General features: G+C 62.1%; 19 protein-coding genes. 12 read left to right on the forward strand and 7 right to left on the reverse strand.

Annotation, left to right across the window (positions count from 1 at the left end; translation table 11 throughout):
* Positions 1 to 225 precede the first annotated feature (225 nt).
* Genes fabA through fabI form a run of 3 tightly spaced genes read left to right on the forward strand, consistent with a single transcriptional unit; the run spans position 226 to position 2,822 of the window.
* Positions 226 to 741, forward strand: a complete 516-nt coding sequence (gene fabA / locus J2X76_RS07420; protein WP_113130156.1) for a 3-hydroxyacyl-[acyl-carrier-protein] dehydratase FabA — start codon at positions 226 to 228, stop codon at positions 739 to 741.
* A 46-nt stretch (positions 742 to 787) separates the two neighbouring features.
* On the forward strand, positions 788 to 2,011 hold the full coding sequence (gene fabB / locus J2X76_RS07425; RefSeq protein WP_310214430.1) for a beta-ketoacyl-ACP synthase I: 1,224 nt from the start codon (positions 788 to 790) through the stop codon (positions 2,009 to 2,011).
* Positions 2,012 to 2,015: 4 nt separating this feature from the next.
* Positions 2,016 to 2,822: an enoyl-ACP reductase FabI gene (fabI, locus tag J2X76_RS07430; protein WP_113130158.1), complete on the forward strand. Its 807-nt coding sequence runs from the start codon at positions 2,016 to 2,018 to the stop codon at positions 2,820 to 2,822.
* A 2-nt stretch (positions 2,823 to 2,824) separates the two neighbouring features.
* Here fabI and J2X76_RS07435 read toward each other — a convergent pair whose 3' ends face one another.
* From J2X76_RS07435 to J2X76_RS07465, 7 genes are all read right to left on the reverse strand, one after another.
* Complete coding sequence (locus tag J2X76_RS07435) at positions 2,825 to 3,328, reverse strand: hypothetical protein (protein WP_162732382.1); 504 nt, start codon at positions 3,326 to 3,328, stop codon at positions 2,825 to 2,827.
* 93 nt (positions 3,329 to 3,421) lie between these two features.
* Positions 3,422 to 4,429, reverse strand: a complete 1,008-nt coding sequence (locus J2X76_RS07440) for a class I SAM-dependent methyltransferase (protein WP_310214433.1) — start codon at positions 4,427 to 4,429, stop codon at positions 3,422 to 3,424.
* 103 nt (positions 4,430 to 4,532) lie between these two features.
* Positions 4,533 to 6,665: a polyribonucleotide nucleotidyltransferase gene (pnp, locus tag J2X76_RS07445; protein WP_113130161.1), complete on the reverse strand. Its 2,133-nt coding sequence runs from the start codon at positions 6,663 to 6,665 to the stop codon at positions 4,533 to 4,535.
* 342 nt (positions 6,666 to 7,007) lie between these two features.
* Complete coding sequence (rpsO, locus tag J2X76_RS07450) at positions 7,008 to 7,277, reverse strand: 30S ribosomal protein S15 (protein ID WP_113130162.1); 270 nt, start codon at positions 7,275 to 7,277, stop codon at positions 7,008 to 7,010.
* Between the two features lie 155 nt (positions 7,278 to 7,432).
* Positions 7,433 to 8,362, reverse strand: coding sequence for a tRNA pseudouridine(55) synthase TruB (gene truB, locus J2X76_RS07455; protein ID WP_113130163.1), 930 nt, complete (start codon positions 8,360 to 8,362; stop codon positions 7,433 to 7,435).
* A 12-nt stretch (positions 8,363 to 8,374) separates the two neighbouring features.
* Entirely contained in the window at positions 8,375 to 8,782 is a 408-nt protein-coding gene (rbfA, locus tag J2X76_RS07460) for a 30S ribosome-binding factor RbfA (RefSeq protein WP_113130164.1), read from the reverse strand.
* A gap of 174 nt (positions 8,783 to 8,956) precedes the next feature.
* The gene (locus J2X76_RS07465) at positions 8,957 to 10,690 is read right to left on the reverse strand and encodes a chemotaxis protein (protein WP_310214439.1); all 1,734 of its coding nucleotides are present in this window, start codon (positions 10,688 to 10,690) and stop codon (positions 8,957 to 8,959) included.
* Between the two features lie 337 nt (positions 10,691 to 11,027).
* Here J2X76_RS07465 and J2X76_RS07470 point away from each other — a divergent pair, with 337 nt between their 5' ends.
* The 9 genes from J2X76_RS07470 (at position 11,028) to J2X76_RS07510 (ending at position 21,468) form a co-directional block, all read left to right on the forward strand.
* Positions 11,028 to 11,357 carry a hypothetical protein gene (locus J2X76_RS07470; protein ID WP_113130166.1) on the forward strand — a complete coding sequence of 110 codons (330 nt, stop codon included), beginning with the start codon at positions 11,028 to 11,030 and terminating at the stop codon, positions 11,355 to 11,357.
* Entirely contained in the window at positions 11,354 to 11,722 is a 369-nt protein-coding gene (locus J2X76_RS07475; protein WP_038547692.1) for a response regulator, read from the forward strand. Before J2X76_RS07470 ends, J2X76_RS07475 begins: the two co-directional genes overlap by 4 nt.
* Positions 11,719 to 13,716, forward strand: a complete 1,998-nt coding sequence (locus tag J2X76_RS07480) for a chemotaxis protein CheA (RefSeq protein WP_310214442.1) — start codon at positions 11,719 to 11,721, stop codon at positions 13,714 to 13,716. Before J2X76_RS07475 ends, J2X76_RS07480 begins: the two co-directional genes overlap by 4 nt.
* The gene (locus J2X76_RS07485) at positions 13,713 to 14,228 is read left to right on the forward strand and encodes a chemotaxis protein CheW (RefSeq protein WP_113130168.1); all 516 of its coding nucleotides are present in this window, start codon (positions 13,713 to 13,715) and stop codon (positions 14,226 to 14,228) included. Before J2X76_RS07480 ends, J2X76_RS07485 begins: the two co-directional genes overlap by 4 nt.
* 24 nt (positions 14,229 to 14,252) lie before the next feature.
* Complete coding sequence (locus J2X76_RS07490) at positions 14,253 to 15,959, forward strand: methyl-accepting chemotaxis protein (RefSeq protein WP_113130169.1); 1,707 nt, start codon at positions 14,253 to 14,255, stop codon at positions 15,957 to 15,959.
* 188 nt (positions 15,960 to 16,147) lie between these two features.
* Entirely contained in the window at positions 16,148 to 17,962 is a 1,815-nt protein-coding gene (locus J2X76_RS07495; RefSeq protein WP_310214446.1) for a methyl-accepting chemotaxis protein, read from the forward strand.
* A gap of 184 nt (positions 17,963 to 18,146) precedes the next feature.
* Positions 18,147 to 20,069: a methyl-accepting chemotaxis protein gene (locus J2X76_RS07500; protein WP_113130171.1), complete on the forward strand. Its 1,923-nt coding sequence runs from the start codon at positions 18,147 to 18,149 to the stop codon at positions 20,067 to 20,069.
* Positions 20,069 to 20,560 carry a chemotaxis protein CheW gene (locus tag J2X76_RS07505; RefSeq protein WP_113130172.1) on the forward strand — a complete coding sequence of 164 codons (492 nt, stop codon included), beginning with the start codon at positions 20,069 to 20,071 and terminating at the stop codon, positions 20,558 to 20,560. The genes J2X76_RS07500 and J2X76_RS07505 overlap by 1 nt, the downstream gene beginning before the upstream one ends.
* A gap of 50 nt (positions 20,561 to 20,610) precedes the next feature.
* A complete protein-coding gene (locus tag J2X76_RS07510) occupies positions 20,611 to 21,468 on the forward strand; it encodes a CheR family methyltransferase (RefSeq protein WP_113282799.1) in 858 nt (285 codons plus the stop codon).
* Positions 21,469 to 21,471: the final 3 nt, after the last annotated feature.

The raw sequence follows: 21,471 nt of genomic DNA on the forward strand, positions 1-21,471 counted from the left end.
GAGGATACCCAGGCCCGCAGGGCCAAAAACGCGCAATTTCCGTCACAAGCCTCTGGTTTGCGCCGGTCGCTTCCTATATGCGGACCAGAACAAACGCATGTTCCAGCGGCTCGGCTGCCATCCCCAGGCGGAGCGCAAGTTCATCGTTACGCTTCAATTCCGACCGATCTTGCAATAAGCTGCTGAAACAAAAGGTCTAAGGTTCAACGGGGGGAACGGAAATTTATGGCACCTAAGCAGTCCAGCTTCTCTTACGAAGAACTTCTCTCTTGCGCCCATGGCGAGCTGTTCGGACCCGGCAATGCGCAGCTCCCGCTGCCGCCGATGCTGATGGTCCATCGCATCACCGACATTTCGGAGACAGGCGGAGCCTTCGATAAGGGTTATCTTCGCGCCGAATACGACGTCAGGCCCGACGACTGGTATTTCCCCTGCCATTTCGAAGGCAATCCCATCATGCCCGGCTGCCTTGGCCTCGACGGCATGTGGCAATTGACCGGCTTTTTCCTCGGCTGGCTCGGCGAACCCGGACGCGGCATGGCCTTGTCGACCGGCGAAGTGAAGTTCAAGGGCATGATCCGCCCGGACACGAAGCTGCTTGAATATGGCATCGACTTCAAGCGCGTCATGCGCGGCCGTCTGGTGCTTGGCACTGCCGACGGCTGGCTCAAGGCGGATGGAGAAACCATTTACCAGGCAACGGACCTTCGTGTAGGCCTGTCGAAGGAAAAGGCCGCCTGATCCCGCGTCGCGGCCCAAGAGAACGAGCAGAAAAGGTTTTGATGAGATGAGACGGGTAGTTGTAACGGGTCTCGGTATCGTATCCTCGATCGGGAGCGACGCCGCCGAAGTCACCGAATCCTTGCGTCAGGCAAAGTCCGGCATTTCCTTCTCTCCCGATTTCGCCGAGCACGGCTTCAAGTGCCAGGTCTGGGGCCGGCCGACACTCGACCCGACCGAACTGGTCGACCGCCGCGCCATGCGCTTCCTCAGCCAGGGCGGCGCCTGGAACCATGTCGCGATGAAACAGGCGATCGCCGATTCCGGTCTGGAAGACAAGGATATCGGCGAGAACGAACGCACCGGCATCATCATGGGCTCGGGCGGTCCTTCCACCCGCACCCTGATCGAAGCCGCCGAAATCACCCTCAAGAACAACAGCCCGAAGCGCATCGGCCCGTTCGCCGTGCCCAAGGCGATGTCTTCCACGGCATCGGCGACGCTGGCCACCTGGTTCAAGATCCACGGCGTCAACTATTCGATCTCGTCCGCCTGCTCGACCTCGGCGCATTGCATCGGCAACGCCGCCGAGATGATCCAGTGGGGCAAGCAGGACGTGATGTTCGCCGGCGGCCACGAAGACCTCGACTGGACGATGTCGAACCTGTTCGACGCCATGGGCGCGATGTCCACCAAGTACAACAACGATCCCGACAAGGCCTCGCGCGCCTATGACGTCGACCGCGACGGTTTTGTCATCGCCGGCGGCGCGGGCGTGCTCGTCCTCGAAGAACTCGAGCATGCCAAGGCCCGCGGCGCCAAGATTTATGCCGAGATCGTCGGTTACGGCGCGACCTCGGACGGTTACGACATGGTCGCCCCCTCCGGCGAGGGCGCTATCCGCTGCATGCGCCAGGCGCTGGCGACGGTGAAGGGCGATGTCGACTACATCAACACCCACGGCACCTCGACGCCGGTCGGGGACTCGAAGGAGATCGGCGCGATCCGCACCGTCTTCGGGGACAAGATCCCGCATATCCAGTCGACCAAGTCGCTCACCGGCCATTCGCTCGGCGGTGCCGGCGTGCAGGAATCCATCTACGGGCTTCTGATGATGCAGGAACGCTTCATCGGCGAAAGCGCCCATATCGAAAACCTCGACCCCGAATTCGCAGGTGTTCCGATCGTGCGCAAGCGCATCGACGACGCCAAGATCGACACGGTCCTTTCCAACTCCTTCGGGTTCGGCGGCACCAACGCCACGCTCGTCTTCCAGCGCTATAACGGATAATTCCATGACAGGAATCATGCAGGGGAAACGCGGCCTGATCATGGGGGTCGCCAACAATCACTCTATCGCCTGGGGGATCTCGAAAGCCATCGCCGCGCAGGGCGGAGAACTCGCCTTCACCTTCCAGGGCGAGGCGCTCGGCAAGCGCGTCAAGCCGCTCGCAGCGGAGCTCAATTCGGATTTCGTCGTGCCCTGCGATGTCGAGGACATCGCCTCGGTGGATGCGACCTTCGCGGCAATCAAGGAGCGCTGGGGCAAGCTCGATTTCGTCGTGCACGCCATCGGCTTTTCCGACAAGAACGAGCTGAAGGGGCTTTACGCCGACACGACGCGCGACAATTTCAGCCGCACGATGGTGATCTCCTGCTTCTCGTTTACGGAAATCTCCAAGCGGGCTGCGGACCTGATGACCGATGGCGGAGCAATCCTGACGCTGACCTATGGCGGCTCGATGCGGGTGATCCCGAACTACAACGTCATGGGCGTTGCCAAGGCGGCCCTGGAAAGCTCGGTGCGCTATCTCGCCGCCGATTACGGCCCGCGCGACATCCGCGTCAACGCGATCTCGGCCGGCCCGGTGCGCACGCTTGCGGGTGCGGGCATTTCCGACGCACGCGCAATCTATTCCTGGAACCAGAAGAACGCGCCGCTGCGCCGCACCGCGACCATCGAGGATATCGGCGGTTCGGCCCTCTACCTGCTCTCCGACCTCTCGCGCGGCGTGACCGGCGAGATCCACTATGTAGACGCCGGCTACAACATCACCTCGCTGCCGAGCCTCGACCGGCTCAGGAATGCGGATTCGGAATAAACCTATTTGGAAGAGATTTCTGACGGCCCGCTGTTCGCATCGATAACTGTGCGGATGGCGGGCTTCAGATTGTATGGAACGGCTTCCAGCGCCTGGACCGCATCGAGATTGTAGCCGCGTTCCTCGATTTCCCGGACAAAGGCACGTGTCGTCACCAGCGTCATCGGAACGGTTGCCGCGGCCATGAGATTTGGAACCGCGCCGTCCTCATAAAGAACAAGCGCCTCATCCGTGTCCTGCGGGTTCATGGTTTCGACGTATTCGCGGATGGCGCGTTCGCCGCTGTTCCTCAGTGCCCGCTTGAGCTTTTCCTGGGCTTCCGAGGTTGTCGCGCGTTCACGCAAAGTCGCGATCGCGATGCCCTCCAAGGTCTCCGCGTGTTCGATCGCCCCGTTCATGGACGTCATCCACGCCTGGATCTCTGGCGCAAAGGGCTTGGAGAGATCGCCGCAAACCTCTTCCTCGATACGATCGACGATGACGATCTTACGATTGGTAAGCCGCATGGAATCCAAAAGCCCCGCCGCTGCGAGGCGGATCAGAGGCCCTGCGTCAGCAATGACAATCGGATCCCGTTCGAGCATATCAGTCCTTGGAGGCTACTTCTTCGCCCATAGAACCTTAAAGCGGGCGTTGCGGCAAGTTTCGCCGCTCTCGCGGAAACCTTCGGCCAGCACCGGTTCATAGGTCAGGCCGCGATTGGCGACCAGCATCAGGCGGCCACCGTTCTTGAGCGCCGCGGCGGCGGTGCGGATCATCGTCCTGCCGAGCTCCGGATCAGCCGCCTGCGCTTCATGGAAGGGCGGGTTCATGATCACCAGGTCGTATTTTTCCTTCGGCGGCTCTGCGCCGAGATCCTGCCAGTAGAAGCGGGCGTTGAGATCCGGGCAGTTGCGGGCGATGTTGCGCTTGGCGAATTCCAGCGCCTGGTAGTCGGCCTCGAAGAGATCGATGCGATTCACCCGCTTCGACTTTTCCGCCAGCATGACCGACAGATAGCCCCAGCCGGCGCCGAAATCTGCGGCATTGCCGTCGAAGTCGCTCGGCAGGCGGCCGGCCAGCAGCTCAGAGCCGGCATCGACACGATCGTGGGAGAACATGCCGGGTGCCGCCTCGAACCGGGCTTCGATCACCACGGTCGACTTCTTCAGCGCCCTGATCGCCGCCTCGGCATTGGCGGGCCGCGCGAACCATATCGCGACCCCGTGGTATTTCGGGGTGTAGTCGAGTTCGATGCCGAGCTTCAGGAGCGTGTTGCGGAGCGGCTGGATGCCATCCTCCTTGCCGCCGGCAACGACGATCACGCCGCCCGTCCTGACGCGCTCCAGGGCCTCCGCCACGCGGTTCTCGTTCTCGCCGCGATGTTTGCCGCAGAGCACCAGTCCCACGTCGTAGCCATCACCCTCGGCCTCGGGAAAGGCGCCTTCACGCAAGGTCCGGAACAGCGGCCGGAACGGCTGCACGGCGGTGATCTCGGCTGCAAACCCCTCGGGCAAGGCGTTGCCTCCCTCGGCGCCCAGGAAAAGCACGCGCTCGCCTTCGCCGGGCGTCGGAACAGCCTCGGTGTCGAAGGGATGGAACAGGGTCTTGAGGGCGTCTCGGCTCATGGTTCGTCTCGTGGGTTCGTCTCGTGGTTCCGCATTGGGGCGGCGGATAAACAAAAGGCGCGGAAGAACTTCCGCGCCTCGATGTCTCGAAAGGAGGAAGGCCTTATTCGGCGGCTTCGCCTTCAGCCTTCTTGATTTCCTGGCCGGTGGCCTGGTCGACGACCTTCATCGACAGGCGGACCTTGCCGCGCTCGTCGAAGCCCATCAGCTTGACCCAGACCTTGTCGCCTTCCTTGACGACGTCCTGGGTCTTGGCAACGCGCTCGGAAGCAAGCTGCGAGATGTGCACGAGGCCGTCGCGGGCGCCGAAGAAGTTGACGAAAGCGCCGAAGTCGGCGGTCTTGACGACCGTGCCTTCGTAGATCGCGCCGACTTCCGGCTCGGCAACGATCGAGTGGATCCACTTGCGGGCCGCTTCGATTTCCTTGCCGGAGGAGGAGGCGATCTTGACGGTACCGTCGTCCTCGATGTTGATCTTGGCGCCGGTCTTTTCGACGATTTCGCGGATGACCTTGCCGCCCGAACCGATGACTTCGCGGATCTTGTCGACCGGGATGTTCATCACTTCGATGCGCGGTGCGAATTCGCCGAGCTGGCCGCGGCTCTCGGTGATGGCGTTCGCCATTTCGCCGAGGATGTGCTTGCGACCGCCCTGAGCCTGGCTCAGCGCAACCTTCATGATCTCTTCGGTGATGCCGGCGATCTTGATGTCCATCTGGAGCGAGGTGATGCCGTCTGCAGTGCCCGCAACCTTGAAGTCCATGTCGCCGAGGTGGTCTTCGTCACCGAGGATGTCGGAGAGAACCGCGAAACGCTCACCTTCGAGGATGAGGCCCATGGCGATGCCGGCAACCGGCTTGGCGAGCGGAACGCCCGCGTCCATCAGAGCGAGCGAGGTGCCGCAGACGGTCGCCATCGAAGACGAGCCGTTGGACTCGGTGATTTCGGAGACGACGCGCAGCGTGTAGGGGAACTGCTCGGCGGTCGGCAGCATCGGGCGGATAGCGCGCCATGCGAGCTTGCCGTGGCCGATTTCGCGGCGGCCCGGGGAACCCATGCGACCGGTTTCACCGACCGAGTAGGGCGGGAAGTTGTAGTGCAGCAGGAAACGTTCCTTGTACATGCCGGTCAGGCTGTCCACGTACTGCTCGTCTTCGCCGGTGCCGAGCGTGGCGACGACGATCGCCTGGGTCTCGCCGCGGGTGAAGAGGGCCGAACCGTGGGTGCGCGGCAGGAGGCCGACTTCCGAGACGATCGGACGAACGGTTTCCAGATCGCGGCCGTCGATGCGGCTCTTGGTGTCGAGGATGTTCCAGCGAACGATCTTCGCCTGCAGGTGCTTGAAGACGGCGCCGATGACTTCGGCATTGTACTTCGGCTCGACGCCTTCCGGGAAGAAGTGAGCCTTGACCTTCGCCTTGACGGCGTCGACGGCGGCGTAACGGTCGGCCTTCTGGGTGATCTTGTAGCCTTCGCGAAGCTCGGCTTCGAAATGCTGCAGCATTTCGGCTTCGAGTTCGGAATAGTCTTCCGGCTCGAATTCGCGGGGCTCCTTGGCGGCAACTTCGGCGAGCTTGATGATCGCGTCGAGAACCGGCTGGAAGCCGCGGTGGCCGAACATGACGGCGCCGAGCATGACTTCTTCGTTGAGTTCCTTGGCTTCGGATTCAACCATCAGAACGGCGTCGTGCGTGCCGGCGACGACCAGGTCGAGAACCGACTCGTCCATCTCGTCGAGATGCGGGTTCAGAACGTATTCGCCGTTGATGTAACCGACGCGGGCACCGCCGACCGGGCCCATGAACGGAACGCCGGAGAGCGTCAGGGCTGCCGAGGTGGCGACCATGGACAGGATGTCCGGGTTGTTCTCGAGGTCATGCTGGATGACGGTGACGACGACCTGGGTGTCGTTCTTGTAGCCTTCCGGGAAGAGCGGGCGGATCGGGCGGTCGATCAGGCGGGAAACGAGGGTTTCGTTTTCGCTCGGACGGCCTTCGCGCTTGAAATAGCCGCCCGGGATCTTGCCGGCGGCATAGGTCTTTTCCTGGTAGTTGACGGTGAGCGGGAAGAAGTCCTGGCCCGGCTTCGGCGCCTTGGCCGAGACGACGGTGGCGAGAACGACGGTTTCCCCGTAGGTGGCAAGGACGGCGCCGTCAGCCTGGCGGGCGATCTTGCCCGTTTCCAGCTTCAGCGGGCGGCCTGCCCATTCGATTTCGACGGAATGTGTATTGAACATGTCTTGTCCTTCAATGCGGGAGCACACGCATCGCCGATATGGGGCGTAGCGCACAGTCGACCGCAATCAATGTGACACATCATGGGCAAGACAACGGGAGGCTTTGTATCGTCGGCATCCTGAATGAGAAGCCGTGGCTAAAGCCTCGAGGGCTTCGGCCGAAAGCATCCGGCAATCCTGCCCCATGACAGGTCAACGGTTTGTTTGGCAGATCCGGCCCATCCGGGTCCGCCGGGATTTTTTACCGCGCAGGTCTTGAGAAGCACGGTTCCAGCGTTTCATCGGGCCCAGGCCCGAAAAGGCGTCCGGCGGGTACTGTTGCCAGTCCCGCCGGAAGATTTGTTAGCGGCGAATACCCAGGCTGTTGATCAGCTTGGTGTAGCGGCCTTCGTCCTTCTTCTTGAGATAGTCAAGAAGCGAGCGGCGGCTCGAAACCATCGTCAGCAGGCCACGACGGGAGTGGTTGTCCTTCTTGTGGCCCTTGAAATGTTCGGTCAGGTTGTTGATGCGCTCGGTCAGGATCGCAACCTGGACTTCCGGAGAACCGGTGTCGCCTTCGACGGTTGCATATTCCTTGATCAGCGCGCTCTTACGCTCGGCAGTGATCGACATCGGATGATCCTTTCTTTTGAGAGGAAACAGGGACGCCAAAGGCCGGGATGTCGTCCAGCATTGGCCGTGAATGCAAAATGAATGCCAGAGGCCGCCTTCTTGCTGGCGCTGCCTATAAACCATTCATGCCCGGATTGGAAGAGCGGATGTTTCGCTCAGCCGAACACCCGCTTGGGCCGGAATTCACCCTGGCCGATCTCGCCGATGGCGATCAGCTTGCCGCGGACCGTCGCATAGGCCTCTGCCTCGGCGAGCGGCGCATCGCGACCGCGCAGGATCACCGGGTTGCCCATCTTCAGCCGATGCGCCTGGTCGTCGGTGATCGGCAGATGCGGCAGGCTGGAGAGCGCTTCGGCAGTGTCGATCAGGTATTCGTCGAGCGCTGCAAGCCTCTCGTCGCGGTCCTCGATCTCCTCGAGCGCCACGAGATCGGCCAACGGCACCATCTTTTCCTCGGCAAACGGCGCGACGAAGGTGCGGCGCAGCTCGGAAATATGGCCGTAGCAGCCGAGATCGCGGCCGAAATCGCGGGCAAGGGCGCGCACATAGGTGCCCTTGCCGCATTCCACCTCGAAATGCGCCTTGTCGGGGGTCACGCCAAGCAGGGTCAGGCGGAAGATTTCCACTTCACGGGAGGGGATATCGACCGTTTCGCCGTCGCGAGCGAGGTCATAGGCGCGTTCGCCGGCGATCTTGATGGCCGAGAACTGCGGCGGGATCTGGCTGATCGTGCCGGTATATTTCGGCAGCAGATCGCGGATCGACTGTTCGTCGGGACGCGTGTCCGAGGAGGCCGTCACCTCGCCTTCGAGGTCGTCGGTCGAGCGCTCTTCGCCCCAGCTGACGGCGAATTCGTAGATCTTGCGGCCATCCATGACGTAAGGAACCGTCTTCGTCGCATCGCCGAGCGCGATCGGCAGCATGCCGGAGGCGAGCGGATCGAGCGTGCCGGCGTGACCGGCCTTCTGGGCGTTGAACAGCCACTTGATCTTGGAGACGGCCTCGGTCGAGCCAAAATCGACCGGCTTGTCGAGGATCAGCCAGCCGGAAACCGGGCGGCCCTTTGGTTTGCGGGGTTTGGACATGCGTTCTCTTGACTATTCTTCGTCTTCACTGTCGCCGTCGAGGTCCCGCTGGACCTCCGGCGAGCGCAGCAGCTGGTCGATCTTTTTGTAGTTGTCGAAGCTGGTATCGTCCCGGAAGCGGACTTCCGGCATGTATTTCATCTGCCGGAGCTGGCCGCCGAGCCGGCCGCGGATATATTTGGCGTTGCGGTTCAGCGCTTCGATGACCGCCGCGTGATCCGGCAGGCCAAGCGGCGTCACATAGGCCGTGGCGATCTTCAGGTCCGGCGACATGCGCACTTCGGACACGGAGATCACGGTCTTTTCGATCAGGTCGTCGCGCACTTCGCCGCGCTGCAGGACCTGGGTTATGGCGGCGCGGACCTGCTCGCCAACGCGAAGCATGCGCTGGGAGGGCGCCGAGGAGGTTGCCTTGGTCATTTTGTTTCTCTTCTAGAGCACTTGCGGGGTTCGTCCCGGAATCCAAGCGCTGCGTCAGCAAAGGCGGTCACATGACCCAGGCGCGCCCAAAGGTCAAGGCGCCGCCTTCGCTTTATCTTAACAGGATAAGCTGCCGGATACAGCAGCCAACCGGCTCCAGCCGCCGCCGGCCGATCAGAACAGGGCGTCGTCGATGTCGTCATCCGACATGACGGCCACGACCACCGCGGCTTCCACCGGCGGTTCGGTGCCAAGCACCGCGGCATGCAGCTCGCGTTCGGTCACCATGGTATAGAGACGGGCGATGCGGCCGCCGACCTCGGCAAGCGCTGCTCCCAAACCCGGCGCTTCGAAAACGTCCCCGTCCAGTTCCATCTCGTCGGCGCAGGAGCGAAGCACCTCGCCAAGTTCGGCGTTGAAGTTCAGCCTGGCAAGCGAGATATCCATCTCGCCGACGGCCGTCCTGCTCTGGTCGTTGAGCGCCAGCATCTGGGCATCCATCCGGTCGCCGACCGAGCGGATGTTTTCGAGTGCGTTCTCAAGGCGCTGATCGAGACTTTGTTCGCCTTCTTCGCCATGCACGCTGGTCAGCTTGTTGGCGGCGATTTCGAGCGTCTGGAGTTCGGCCAGGATCTTCTCGGCCGTTTCATCGAGGGCGGCTGCAAAGTTGCGCAGTTCGGCGGTCACGACATTGATGGCCTTGCCCTCTTCACCGATCTTGCTGCAGCGCAGGTTGGTGTTGAGCGCCATGTAATGGATGTCGGTGCGCACGACCTTGACCGTGCCGATGCCGTCGAGAAGTTCCCGGACGGTATCGCTGGTCGACCGGCTCAGTTCGCCGGCATGGTGGGCGACATCCTCGATTTCACGCACGGCGCCGCGGGCGGCGGCCACGCCGCTTTCAAGCTGCCGGATCGCATTGTCGTTGTCGCCGCCGTCGGTATCGGTCATCGCCGCACGCAGGGCCTCGATCTGCGCCAGATCGGACCGGAAGCTTGCGACGGTGACGACGATCTTTGCCGTATCGCGATCGAAATCGGCGATGGATTGATTGAGCTGCAACGACACGAGCTTGCGGATGATCAGCGAGAGGCTTTCGCGCTGCTCGCCGGTAAGCCCGGCGGCTGCGGGCGACTCCAGATATTCCGAAAGGATGCGCAGGCTCGACTGGCAATGTTCGATGCGCTGGCGGGTGATGTCGCCGACCTGCATGGCCGACAGGGTCGAGGCGAGCTTCGACTGGATGCCGCCCGCAACGGCGCGAACCCGTCCGGCGCGCTCCACGAGCAGCTTGCGGTGCTTGCCGATTTCCGAAGCACCGTTCGACAGACCGGTAACGATCTGTGGCACCGTCTGATCGTAACTTGCCAGGATCGCCTTTCCCTTGCTCATCACCGGCCCGAGGCCGTGACCAAGCGTGCTCAGCTTTCCAGCCAGATCGTTGACCTGGCGCGAACCTTCCTGGATTCTTGCCAGAATTTCCTCCGCGAAGCCGGCGAAATCGGCAATGCCGGCACCGGTGATCTTGGCGGTCACGGCGAAGGTGCGCAGATAGCGCAAGGTTTCCTGCATCTCCTCGATCTGCGGCCGGAGCTTGCGCTCGGCACAGGCAATTTCCTGGAAGCCGACCTGACGGCCGGATTCGAGCCTGGTCAGCTGCGACAGCCGCTCGACCGTGCTTTTCAGCTCCGCCATCGTGGCGTTTGCCGTTCCTTCATCCAGGGAACCGGTCAGCTGGTCGAGCGAGGCAATCAGCTTGTTCAGCACGTCGAGGATCGACAGGAGTGCGGCGCCGCCGTCCAGAAAGCGCTCCTCGATACGCGAACGCGCCGTTTCCATCCGGTCGACAAAGACCAGAACGCCTGTCGAATTGTCCGCGACGTCAAAAATGGGTGCCCTGACAGCCACTTCGCTTCACCTTTCAGGTCCCGCGGGACCTCCGCCTGCCGAAGATAATGACGATGAACTCGTCCGTATTGTTTTGAGACAGCTCCACACCAGCAAGTTCGTGGCATGGTTCCGTCCTGCGTGAGAGCTACTCTGAGCGGACAGGAGTTAATTCCCGCAGAACATGGCGTTCCCATTTGCGACTTGTGGTTAATTTTTACGCCGTTCAGGGTGGTAAAATACAACCTATCAGTATTGCTGCGCTAAAAGTCGCCATCGCGGATTAACTCGCGATTAACGATGCAAGTCCAAATTCGAGCAGCTATTTCAGCGTTTTCGGAAATATATTGAGGTAAGAATGCCTGCTTCCGATGTTAAAGAGGATTACTTTCGCCTGCCGCAGAACCTGACGGTTCGCGCAATCACCGTTGTCCAGCAGGAAATGCTGCAATTTCTCGCCAATACCGCGTCCGCAACCATCGACATCGACGATGACTGCCAGGTGGACATCAGCTTCATCCAACTCATGGAAGCGGCACGCATCTATGCCGGTACAGCCGGAAAACACGTCGCGTTAAGCCGTCCTGCCAGCGGCCCGACGCTCGATGTCCTGAAGCGCAGCGGCTTCCTTGAGGGAATGTCCGCCGAGGACCTGCAATTCTGGCTTCATCAAGGGGGAATTCAATGAGCGCCAGCATCCTTACAGTCGACGATTCCGCCAGCATACGGCTGACCACTCGCGTCGCCCTGAGCAATGCCGGATATCAGATCACCGAGGCAGTCGATGGCATGGACGGCATCGCCAAGCTCAGTGCCAGCCAGTTCGACCTGATCGTCACCGATCTCAACATGCCGAACATGGACGGCCTGACGATGATCCGTGAACTGCGCAAGATGCCGGCCCATATGGGTGTTCCGGTCATCTTCCTGACGACGGAATCCGACAACGATATCAAGCAGGAAGCCAAGGCCGCCGGCGCCACCGGCTGGCTCACCAAGCCGTTCGACCCGGAAAGCCTGGTCAAGATCGTCCGAAAGGTGCTCGGCAGATGAGCTTTCCCGATCCTATCGCGGTTTTCAGGACAGAAGCGGCCGAGCTTCTGGAACAGATCGAAGCAGGGCTTCTCGACCTGAACGTAAACCTCGGCGACAAGGATCAGGTGGACGCGGTCTTCCGCGGCCTCCACACATTGAAGGGCTCCGGCGCCATGTTCGGTTTCGACGCCCTTGCCGCCTTCACCCACCATTGCGAGACCGCCTTCGACCGCGTCCGCAAGGGCGAGGTTCCGGCGACCCAGGAACTGGTCACCGCGGTTCTGGAAGCCAAGGATCACATGCGTGCCCTGGTCGATACGCCGAATGGCGATCACGAGGCAACCGGCGAAGCGCTTCTCGCCACCCTGCGCGCCGCGGTCGACGGCGCCAACAGCCCGGGAGCGGGCAACCCCGCCAAGGCTGAACCGGGCCAGAACCATTTCAAGATCCGCTTCAGTCTCCCGCAGAACGCGATGGCGAACGGCACCAATCCGCTGCCGCTTCTCGACGAACTGCGCGAGCTCGGCGAGTGCACGATCGTAGCGGACCGGTCCGCCATCCCGTCACTTGATCTTCTCGCCCCGACCGATCTTTACGTCACCTGGGAGGTCGAGCTTCTGACAACCCAGCCGCGTTCGGCGATCGACGACGTGTTCATCTTCGTCATGGACGAGATGCAGCTCGAAGTCATCACCGTCGAGGCGCCGGTCGCCGCCGCAAAGACGCCGGCCAAGAGTGCAACGGCCCAGCCCGCCGCAACCGCGCAGGCCGCGGCCCCGCATGTGGCGGCATCCGCACCGGCCGCACCGGCTCCCATCGACGTAAAACAGAACAAGGCCTCCGAAAACGTCCGCGTGCCCGCCGAAAGGCTCGACGAGCTGATGGACCGGGTCGGCGAGCTCGTCATCGCCCAGTCGCGCCTCAGCCAGCTTGCCGGCGGCAGCGGCGACCTGCAGCTCAGGGCCGTCTCGGAAGACGTGGAACGCCTGTCGGGCGAGCTGCGCGACACGATGATGGTGCTGCGCATGGTGCCGGTCACCCAGCTCTTCGGCCGCTTTCGCAGGCTGGTGCACGATCTGGCTCACGAAACCGGCAAGACGATCGAGCTGGTGACGGAAGGCGAAAGCACGGAAGTCGACAAGAGCGTCATCGAACGCCTGGCCGATCCGCTGGTGCACCTGGTCCGCAATTCCTGCGACCACGGCCTGGAGACGCCCGAGGAACGGCTCGCTGCCGGCAAATCGGCTGCAGGCCATATCCTCCTGTCCGCCCGCCAGCAGGCCGGCGAAGTCATCATCACCATCAAGGACGACGGCCGCGGCATCAACAAGGAGCGGGTGCGCGCCAAGGCGGAGTCCTCCGGGCTCATTGCGCCGAATGCCAACCTCACCGATCAGGAGCTCTACCAGCTGATCTTCCAGCCGGGCTTCTCGACGGCCCAGACGGTCACCAACCTTTCCGGCCGCGGCGTCGGCATGGATGTGGTCAAGCGGACGATCGACGCGCTGCGCGGCACGATCAACGTCGCCAGCCATCCAGGCAAGGGGTCCGAGATTTCGCTGGCGATCCCGCTGACGCTGGCGATCATCGACGGACTGCTCGTCAGGGTCGGCGCCGGTCGCTACGTCATCCCGCTCTCGGCGGTCGAGGAATGCCTCGAGCTCTCGATCGAGGAAGACATGCGCTCGCGCGGCCGCAGCTTCATCTCGCTGCGCGACAGTCTCGTACCGTTCCTCAGGCTTCGCGACCTGTTCCGCACGGGCACCAAGCCGGATCCCTTCCAGAAGGTCGTCGTCATTTCCACCGGTGCCGAACGGGTGGGCCTGGTCGTCGACCAGATCATCGGCGACCACCAGACCGTCATCAAGGGCATGTCGAAACTGCACCATGACGTCGCGACCTTCTCCGGCGCGACCATCCTCGGCGACGGGGACGTGGCGCTGATCCTCGACGTCGGCCATCTCGTGGCGGCAGGACAACAACAGGAGGCGCATCTGCGCGCGGCCGGATGAACGAAGCAGTCAGAAAGATCTCCGAAAACCTCTGGGACGGCCGCCAGGAGCTGGAAGTCCTGACATTCGACATCGCCGGCGAGATGTTCGCGCTGGAAGCGGTTAGCGTCCAGGAAATCCTCGATCTCCTGCCGGAGACCATGGTGCCGGGCGCAAAAGCCTTCGTCGGCAGCGTCATCAACTTCCGCGGCAAGGTCATCCCGCTCGCCGACATCCGGCTTGCGTTCGGCATGGAGGCGACCAAGCCGACAATCGACAGCCGGATCATCGTGATCTCGATCAACATCGATGGCGAACCGGTTCTTGCAGGCATCCGTACAGATAAAGTGCATGAAGTTACCACCCTGCTCCGCGCCGCCGGCGAGCCGCCGCCGAGCGTGGGCATGCGCTGGCGACCGGATTTTATCGATTGCCTTGTCAAACGTGGGGCGGAATTCATCATCCTCCCCAATCTCCAGGTGATCTTCTCTGCCCAACATGACCACTCCGCGACCGGGGCCTCCCACGGTTGATCACCCTTTTGATGGACTCACAAAATGCACGCTTCAATAAAGCTCAAGCTGGCTTCAGCATTCGGTTTCATCATCATCATGCTGCTTGCGACCGCCACCTATGGCATTTTCAGTCTCGGCAGCCTGAACGAAACACTTGAAAATGTGTTGCGAGGGCCGGCACTGCGTCTGAAACTGGCTCAAAACCTCAACAATGAGCAGCTCCAGCAGATCCGCCAGCAAAAAAACCTGCTTTTGGCGGCAAACCCGGGGGAGATGCAGGGATATATCGCCAAGAGCGACGACGCCCGCCGAACCTTCGACGAGACGTTCAAATCGGTGGAAGCCCTCGCAACCGAGCAGGGTAAGGCCCTGTGGGCCAAGCTTGCCGGCTTCACGGCGGAATTCCGCAAGCAGGATGACCGTATCCGCAGCCTGATGCTGGGTGGAGATACCGCCGCCGCACTGCGTATCTCAACCAACGAGGCGCGCACCGTCACCAACGAGATCGACGTATTGCTCAGCGACGTGGTCAAGCTTGAGGAAGGCCGCCTCAATGATGCCGACAAGCAATCCGATCTGGACTACGCCCAGACCCGTCTGATCATGATCTCGGTCGCAGGCGCCGCCTTCCTGATCGCCGTGCTGGCCGCTCTCTGGATCGCCCTTTCGATCAACAGGGGCCTGCGCAACGCGGTGACGGCGGTCCAGAACGTTGCCGACGGCGACCTGACCAGGTTTGCCACGATCACCAGCAAGGACGAGATCGGCGAACTGCTCGGCTACGTCAACACCATGATCGAGCGCCTGCGCGGCGTGGTCGGCGACGCTCTTGCCGCTTCCGACAACGTCTCTTCGGGCAGCCAGGAACTTTCGGCAAGCTCCGAACAGCTGTCCCAGGGCGCCACCGAACAGGCTTCCGCCGCCGAAGAAGCTTCCGCCTCGATGGAGCAGATGGCCGCCAATATCAAGCAGAACGCCGACAACGCCGCCCAGACGGAAAAGATCGCCCGCCAGTCGTCCCGTGATGCGGAGAACTCCGGCCAGGCCGTCGGCCGCGCGGTCCATGCGATGCGCACGATTGCCGAGAAGATCTCGATCGTCCAGGAAATCGCCCGCCAGACCGACCTTCTCGCGCTGAACGCTGCGGTGGAAGCCGCCCGCGCCGGCGAACACGGCAAGGGTTTTGCGGTCGTCGCCTCGGAAGTCCGCAAGCTCGCCGAACGCTCCCAGGCTGCCGCCGCCGAAATCAGCGCTCTCTCGGGCGATACGGTGCAGGTCGCGACCGAAGCCGGCGAAATGCTCAACAAGCTGGTGCCGGATATCCAGAAGACGGCCGAACTGGTCTCGGAAATCTCCGCCGCCTGCCGCGAGCAGGATATCGGCGCCAGCCAGATCAACGAGGCGATCCAGCAGCTCGACAAGGTGACCCAGCAGAATGCCGGCGCCTCGGAAGAAATGTCGGCGACATCGGAAGAACTTGCTTCGCAGGCCGAAGAACTGCAGGCCTCGATCGCCTTCTTCCGGGTCGACCAGGCCGGCGGCAAAAAGCCGGCCAAGCGGGCTCCGGCCGCCGTTGTCGCCCACAAGCCGATGGCCCGGCCAGCACAGATGCACCGCCCGGCGGCACATCAGGCTCACAAGGGCGACCATTCGGTACTCAGCCAGCAGGCCCGCGCCAAGGGCTTTGCCCTCGACATGTCGATGGGCGGGCCGGATGCAGACGACGCGGACTTCCGCGAAAGCGCCTGAAGGAATTGAAGCGTTCCCGGATTGACAGGAATCCGGGAACGTCTCCCGCATGCAGGCGGGAGAATATCCGGGCAACCGGACGATCGCAGAAGGGTGAATGTATCGGTCTTCTCGTTTTTCAAACGCTCCCTGCCCACCGGCAGGGGAGCACTGACTGATGCACTTTATTGCCTTGAGGGGATAGGGCTATGCGATTTACGATTAAGCTAAAACTCGGACTGGCTTTCGGTCTGATGATCTGCCTTCTGGCAGTTACTGCCGGCTATGGAATTTACAGCCTCGCCAATCTCAATTCGGCCATCAGCGCGTTGATCGCCGGCCCGGCATTTCGGCTCGAAGCGGCCGAGAACCTCTCGGCTACGCAGTTGCGTCTCGCCCGCGCGCAGATGAACCTGGCGACGTCGGAAACGGCGGAGGAGATTGACAAGTACATCCAGGCCAGCGACCGTAACCGGGGCCTTTTCAGCGAGACGCTGAAGAAACTCCAGGATGCTTCCGTCACGGACGAGGCTCGCAAGGCCTGGGTAGATGTCGCGACGAAGGCCGAACGGCTCTTCCGTATCGACGATGCAATCCGCTCGGCGGTACGCAACGGGAAGACCGATCAGGCCCTCGTCCTTGCAAAAGGCGACGGTCGCGCCGTCATCGACGACATCGAAAAGACGATCCAGTCGCGCGTGGACGCCAACAAGGACCTGATGGAACAGGCCGACCGCGATACGGACGAGCAATACCAGACGACCCGAAACTTCATAATCGGCCTGACGGTTATTGCGCTGGTGATTGCGATCGTCGCCGCCCTGTGGATTGCACTCGGCATCGGCAAAGGCCTGCGCAAGATCATGGATGCCGTCAATGCGGTGGCCATCGGCGATCTCAACCAGGAGGTCGAGATCAAGACGAACGATGAAATCAAGGATCTGGTCAACACCCTCAACGTGATGACCGGCAACCTGCGCAACACCGCAAACATCGCCGACCAGATTTCGAACGGCGATCTTACCGTCTCGCCGAAGCCGCTGTCCGACAAGGATACCTTGGGCCTCGCCCTCGAAAGCATGGTCGAGCGTCTGCGCGGTGTGGTTGCGGATGCGCTTGCGGCAGCCAACAACGTCTCTTCGGGCAGCCAGGAACTTTCGGCAAGCTCGGAACAGCTTTCCCAGGGTGCCACCGAACAGGCTTCCTCGGCCGAAGAGGCCTCCGCTTCGATGGAGCAGATGGCCGCCAACATCAAGCAGAACGCCGACAACGCCGCTCAGACGGAAAAGATTGCCCGCCAGTCGTCGAAGGACGCGGAAGCGAGTGGCGAAGCCGTCTCCCGCGCCGTCGGTGCCATGCGCACGATCGCCGAGAAGATCTCGATCGTCCAGGAAATCGCCCGCCAGACCGACCTTCTCGCGCTGAACGCCGCGGTGGAAGCCGCCCGCGCCGGCGAACATGGCAAGGGTTTTGCGGTCGTCGCTTCGGAAGTCCGCAAGCTGGCCGAACGCTCCCAGGCGGCCGCCGCCGAAATCAGCTCGCTTTCGGGCGAAACGGTACAGGTCGCGACCGAAGCCGGCGAAATGCTCAACAAGCTGGTACCGGACATCCACAAGACGGCCGAGCTGGTCTCGGAAATCTCCGCCGCCTGCCGCGAGCAGGATATCGGTGCGGCTCAGATCAACGAGGCGATCCAGCAGCTCGACAAGGTGACCCAGCAGAATGCCGGCGCCTCCGAGCAGATGTCGGCCACCTCCGAAGAGCTCGCCGCCCAGGCCGAAGAACTGCAGGCCTCGATCGCCTTCTTCAAGGTCGACCGCGGCAATGCCAAGGCCCGGCTTCAGCCAGGCGCCAAGGCTCCGGCAACATCGAAGCTCGGTGCAAGACAGCCCCAGAAGGGTCCTGCGCCTCGTCCGGTCGGCCATTCCGTCGCATCCCAGCAGGCACGCGCCAAGGGATTTGCCCTCGACCTGTCGATGGGCGGCCCCGATCAGGACGACGACGATTTCCGGGAAAGTGCCTGAGCATTTCCTGACCAATGCGCGGGGCCGCCGGCCGGCCCCGCGACAGCCAGCGTGATTGCGTTGGTGCGAACAACGAAGAGGCTCCTGCCGCCGGGTTATCGGCCTTACTGTCAGGCTTTTTTCGATCGCATCTCAGAAATGTAAGCAGCTTTGTCGGCTTTTTGAACGAATTCGGAGATATAAGATGCGGTTTACAATCAAACTGAAATTGGGATTGGCTTTCGCCCTCCTGACCCTGTTGCTGGTCGGCATCGCCGTCTATGGCAGCCTGAGCCTCGGCAACCTCAACGAGGCGAGCACGAAGATGGTCGATGGACCCGTGCGCCGTCTGGAACTTGCGCTCACTGCCAATGTGGCCGAGGTCGATGCGATACGCGCCCAGAAGAACGCGCTTCTCTCCGCCAACCTGGCGGATGCGGCGAAGTTCCACAAGGAAGCGGACGACAACGCCGAACTGATGTTCAAGGCCGTTCAGGAAGGGCTTTCGATCGCCTCTGCGGAAGGCAAGCCCTATTGGGAAAAGCTGCTGACGATCGGCAAGCAGTTCCAGCAGAAATCCGACCAGTTGCAGGCTATTCAGGCACGCGGCGACCAGGCAGGCGCGATGGCGCTTTCCATGGGCGATCTGCGCACCATGACCGTCGATATGGGCGAGGCCATCAAGGTTCTCCTCGATATCCAGCGCCGGGGCATGGCAAATACCGAAAAGGCGAACCAGGAACTGTTCTCTACGACGATGATGGTATTGAGCGTGGCCTCCGTTGTCGCCGTCCTGCTCGCCATCGGCGCGGCTTTCTGGATCACGCTCGGCATCAACAACGGCCTCAAGAAGATTGCGGCCGTCGCCAATGCCGTGGCCATCGGCGATCTCAACCAGAAGGTTGAAGTCAGGACGAATGATGAGGTCAAGGACCTGATCGATACCGTCAACGTGATGACCGGCAACCTGCGCAATACGGCAGCGATCGCCGAACGCATCTCCGAAGGCGACCTTTCCGTCGACGCCAAGCCGCTTTCCGATAAGGATACGCTGGGCATCGCCATGCAGAGCATGGTCACAAACCTGCGCACGACCGCGCATGTCGCCGACCAGATCGCCAACGGCGACCTGACCATTTCGCCGAAGCCGCTCTCCGACAAGGACATTCTCGGGCTTGCGCTGCAGAGCATGGTGGAACGCCTTCGCGGCGTCGTCGCCGATGCGCTTGCGGCATCGAACAACGTCTCGTCCGGCAGCCAGGAACTTTCGGCAAGCTCCGAACAGCTTTCCCAGGGTGCCACCGAACAGGCTTCCTCGGCCGAAGAAGCCTCCGCTTCGATGGAGCAGATGGCGGCCAACATCAAGCAGAACGCCGACAACGCCGCCCAGACCGAAAAGATCGCCCGCCAGTCGTCCCGCGACGCCGAAACATCCGGCCAGGCCGTGGGCCGCGCCGTCGGCGCGATGCGCACGATCGCCGAGAAGATCTCGATCGTCCAGGAAATCGCCCGCCAGACCGACCTTCTCGCCTTGAACGCCGCGGTGGAAGCCGCCCGCGCCGGCGAACACGGCAAGGGTTTTGCGGTCGTCGCCTCGGAAGTCCGCAAGCTCGCCGAACGCTCCCAGGCGGCCGCTGCGGAAATCAGTGCTCTCTCGGGCGAAACGGTGCAGGTTGCGACCGAAGCCGGCGAAATGCTCAACAAGCTGGTACCGGACATCCACAAGACGGCCGAGCTGGTCTCGGAAATCTCCGCCGCCTGCCGCGAGCAGGATATCGGCGCCAGCCAGATCAACGAGGCGATCCAGCAGCTCGACAAGGTGACCCAGCAGAATGCCGGTGCCTCCGAACAGATGTCGGCAACCTCCGAGGAGCTCGCCGCCCAGGCCGAAGAACTGCAGGCCTCGATCGCCTTCTTCAAGGTCGATCGCGCCGGATCCAAGCAGCGGAGCCAGCCGGCACCGGCCGCCAAGCCCGCACCGGCAAAATCCAGGCCCCAGCCGGCATCCAAGGCCTATCCGGCCGGGCATTCGGTCACGGCACAACAGGCCCGCGCGAAAGGCTTTGCTCTCGACCTCTCGATGGGCGGCCCGGATGCGGACGATGACGATTTCAGGGAGAGCGCGTAATGGCAGGAACATCCTCCGAATCCCAGTTCGTAACCTTCAGCCTCGGCGACGAGATTTTCGCGGTCCCCGTCGAGGTGGTCCGCGAGATCCTCGACCACGAGGAGCCGTTCAAGATCCCGCACGGCCCGGAATACCTGCTCGGCCTGCGCGATGTGCGCGGACAAGGCGTGCCGGTGATCGACCTTCGTCTTCGCCTGGGCATGACGAGAACCGTCAGGACGCCGCATACGCGTATCCTGGTGCTCGACGTGCCGGTCGCCGATCGTGTCCTGGTGCTCGGCCTGGTGGCCGACCGGGTCTTCGAGGTCGTGCCGTTCCGCCGGGAACAGATCGAGACGGCGCCGGATATCGGCGTGCGCTGGCGCTCCGACTATATCGCCGGCGTGGTGCGCCGGGAGAGCGGCTTCGTCGTCGTCGTCGACCTTGCGCGGCTGTTTTCGGATTCCGGATCGGCGCTCGCCGATATGGGGCAGCAGCCCCAGGTGGCATGAGCGACCAAAGAGGTCAGTTCGTTGAATAGGTTCGTTGTACGGGGGTATGCGTGAGTGTAGCATTGAGGAGCCAGCCGCTCGATGACAGGCTGAGCAAGCGCAACTTCGACCTTCTGGCCAAGTACATCTACGACTATAGCGGCATCAAGATGCCGCACAGCAAGATGACCATGCTGGAAGGCCGGCTTCGCCGTCGCCTGCGCGTCACGGCGATGCCGACCTTCGACAGTTATTGCGACTATCTGTTCAAGCACGGCGGCATCGAGGCGGAATCGATCTTCCTCATCGATGCGGTGACCACCAACAAGACGGATTTCTTCCGGGAGCCGAAGCATTTCGACTACATGGTGCAGACGGCATTGCCGGACATCCTGAAAAACTATAGCGACCGGCGCATCCGCACGTGGAGTTCCGCCTGCTCGACGGGCGCCGAACCCTATACGATGGCGATGGTGCTTTCGGAGTTCCTGCGTTCGGCGGCGCCGGAAAAGGACTATTTCGTGCTTGCCACGGATCTGTCGACCGACGTTCTGCAGAAGGCCCAGCGCGGTATCTACCAGAGCGAGCTCCTGGCACCTGTTCCGACCGAGATGATGAGCAAGTACGTCATGCGACCGTCCGACAACAGGCGGCAGGAAATGCGGATTTCGCCGAAACTGCGCTCCCGCATCGGTTTTGCCCGGCTGAACCTGATGGACGATGCCTATCCGATCGGCGACCTGATGCACATGATCTTCTGCCGCAATGTGCTGATCTATTTCGACAAACCGACCCAGCAGCATGTGCTCTCACGTCTTTGCGAGGCTCTGCTTCCCGGAGGTTATCTGTTCATCGGTCATTCGGAAACCGTGACCGGCTTCGATCTGCCGATCCGGCAGGTGGCAAATACTGTGTTCAAACGGGTATGAACC

Origin of the sequence: Neorhizobium sp. 2083, from assembly GCF_031455615.1 — a bacterium.
Lineage (GTDB): Bacteria > Pseudomonadota > Alphaproteobacteria > Rhizobiales > Rhizobiaceae > Neorhizobium.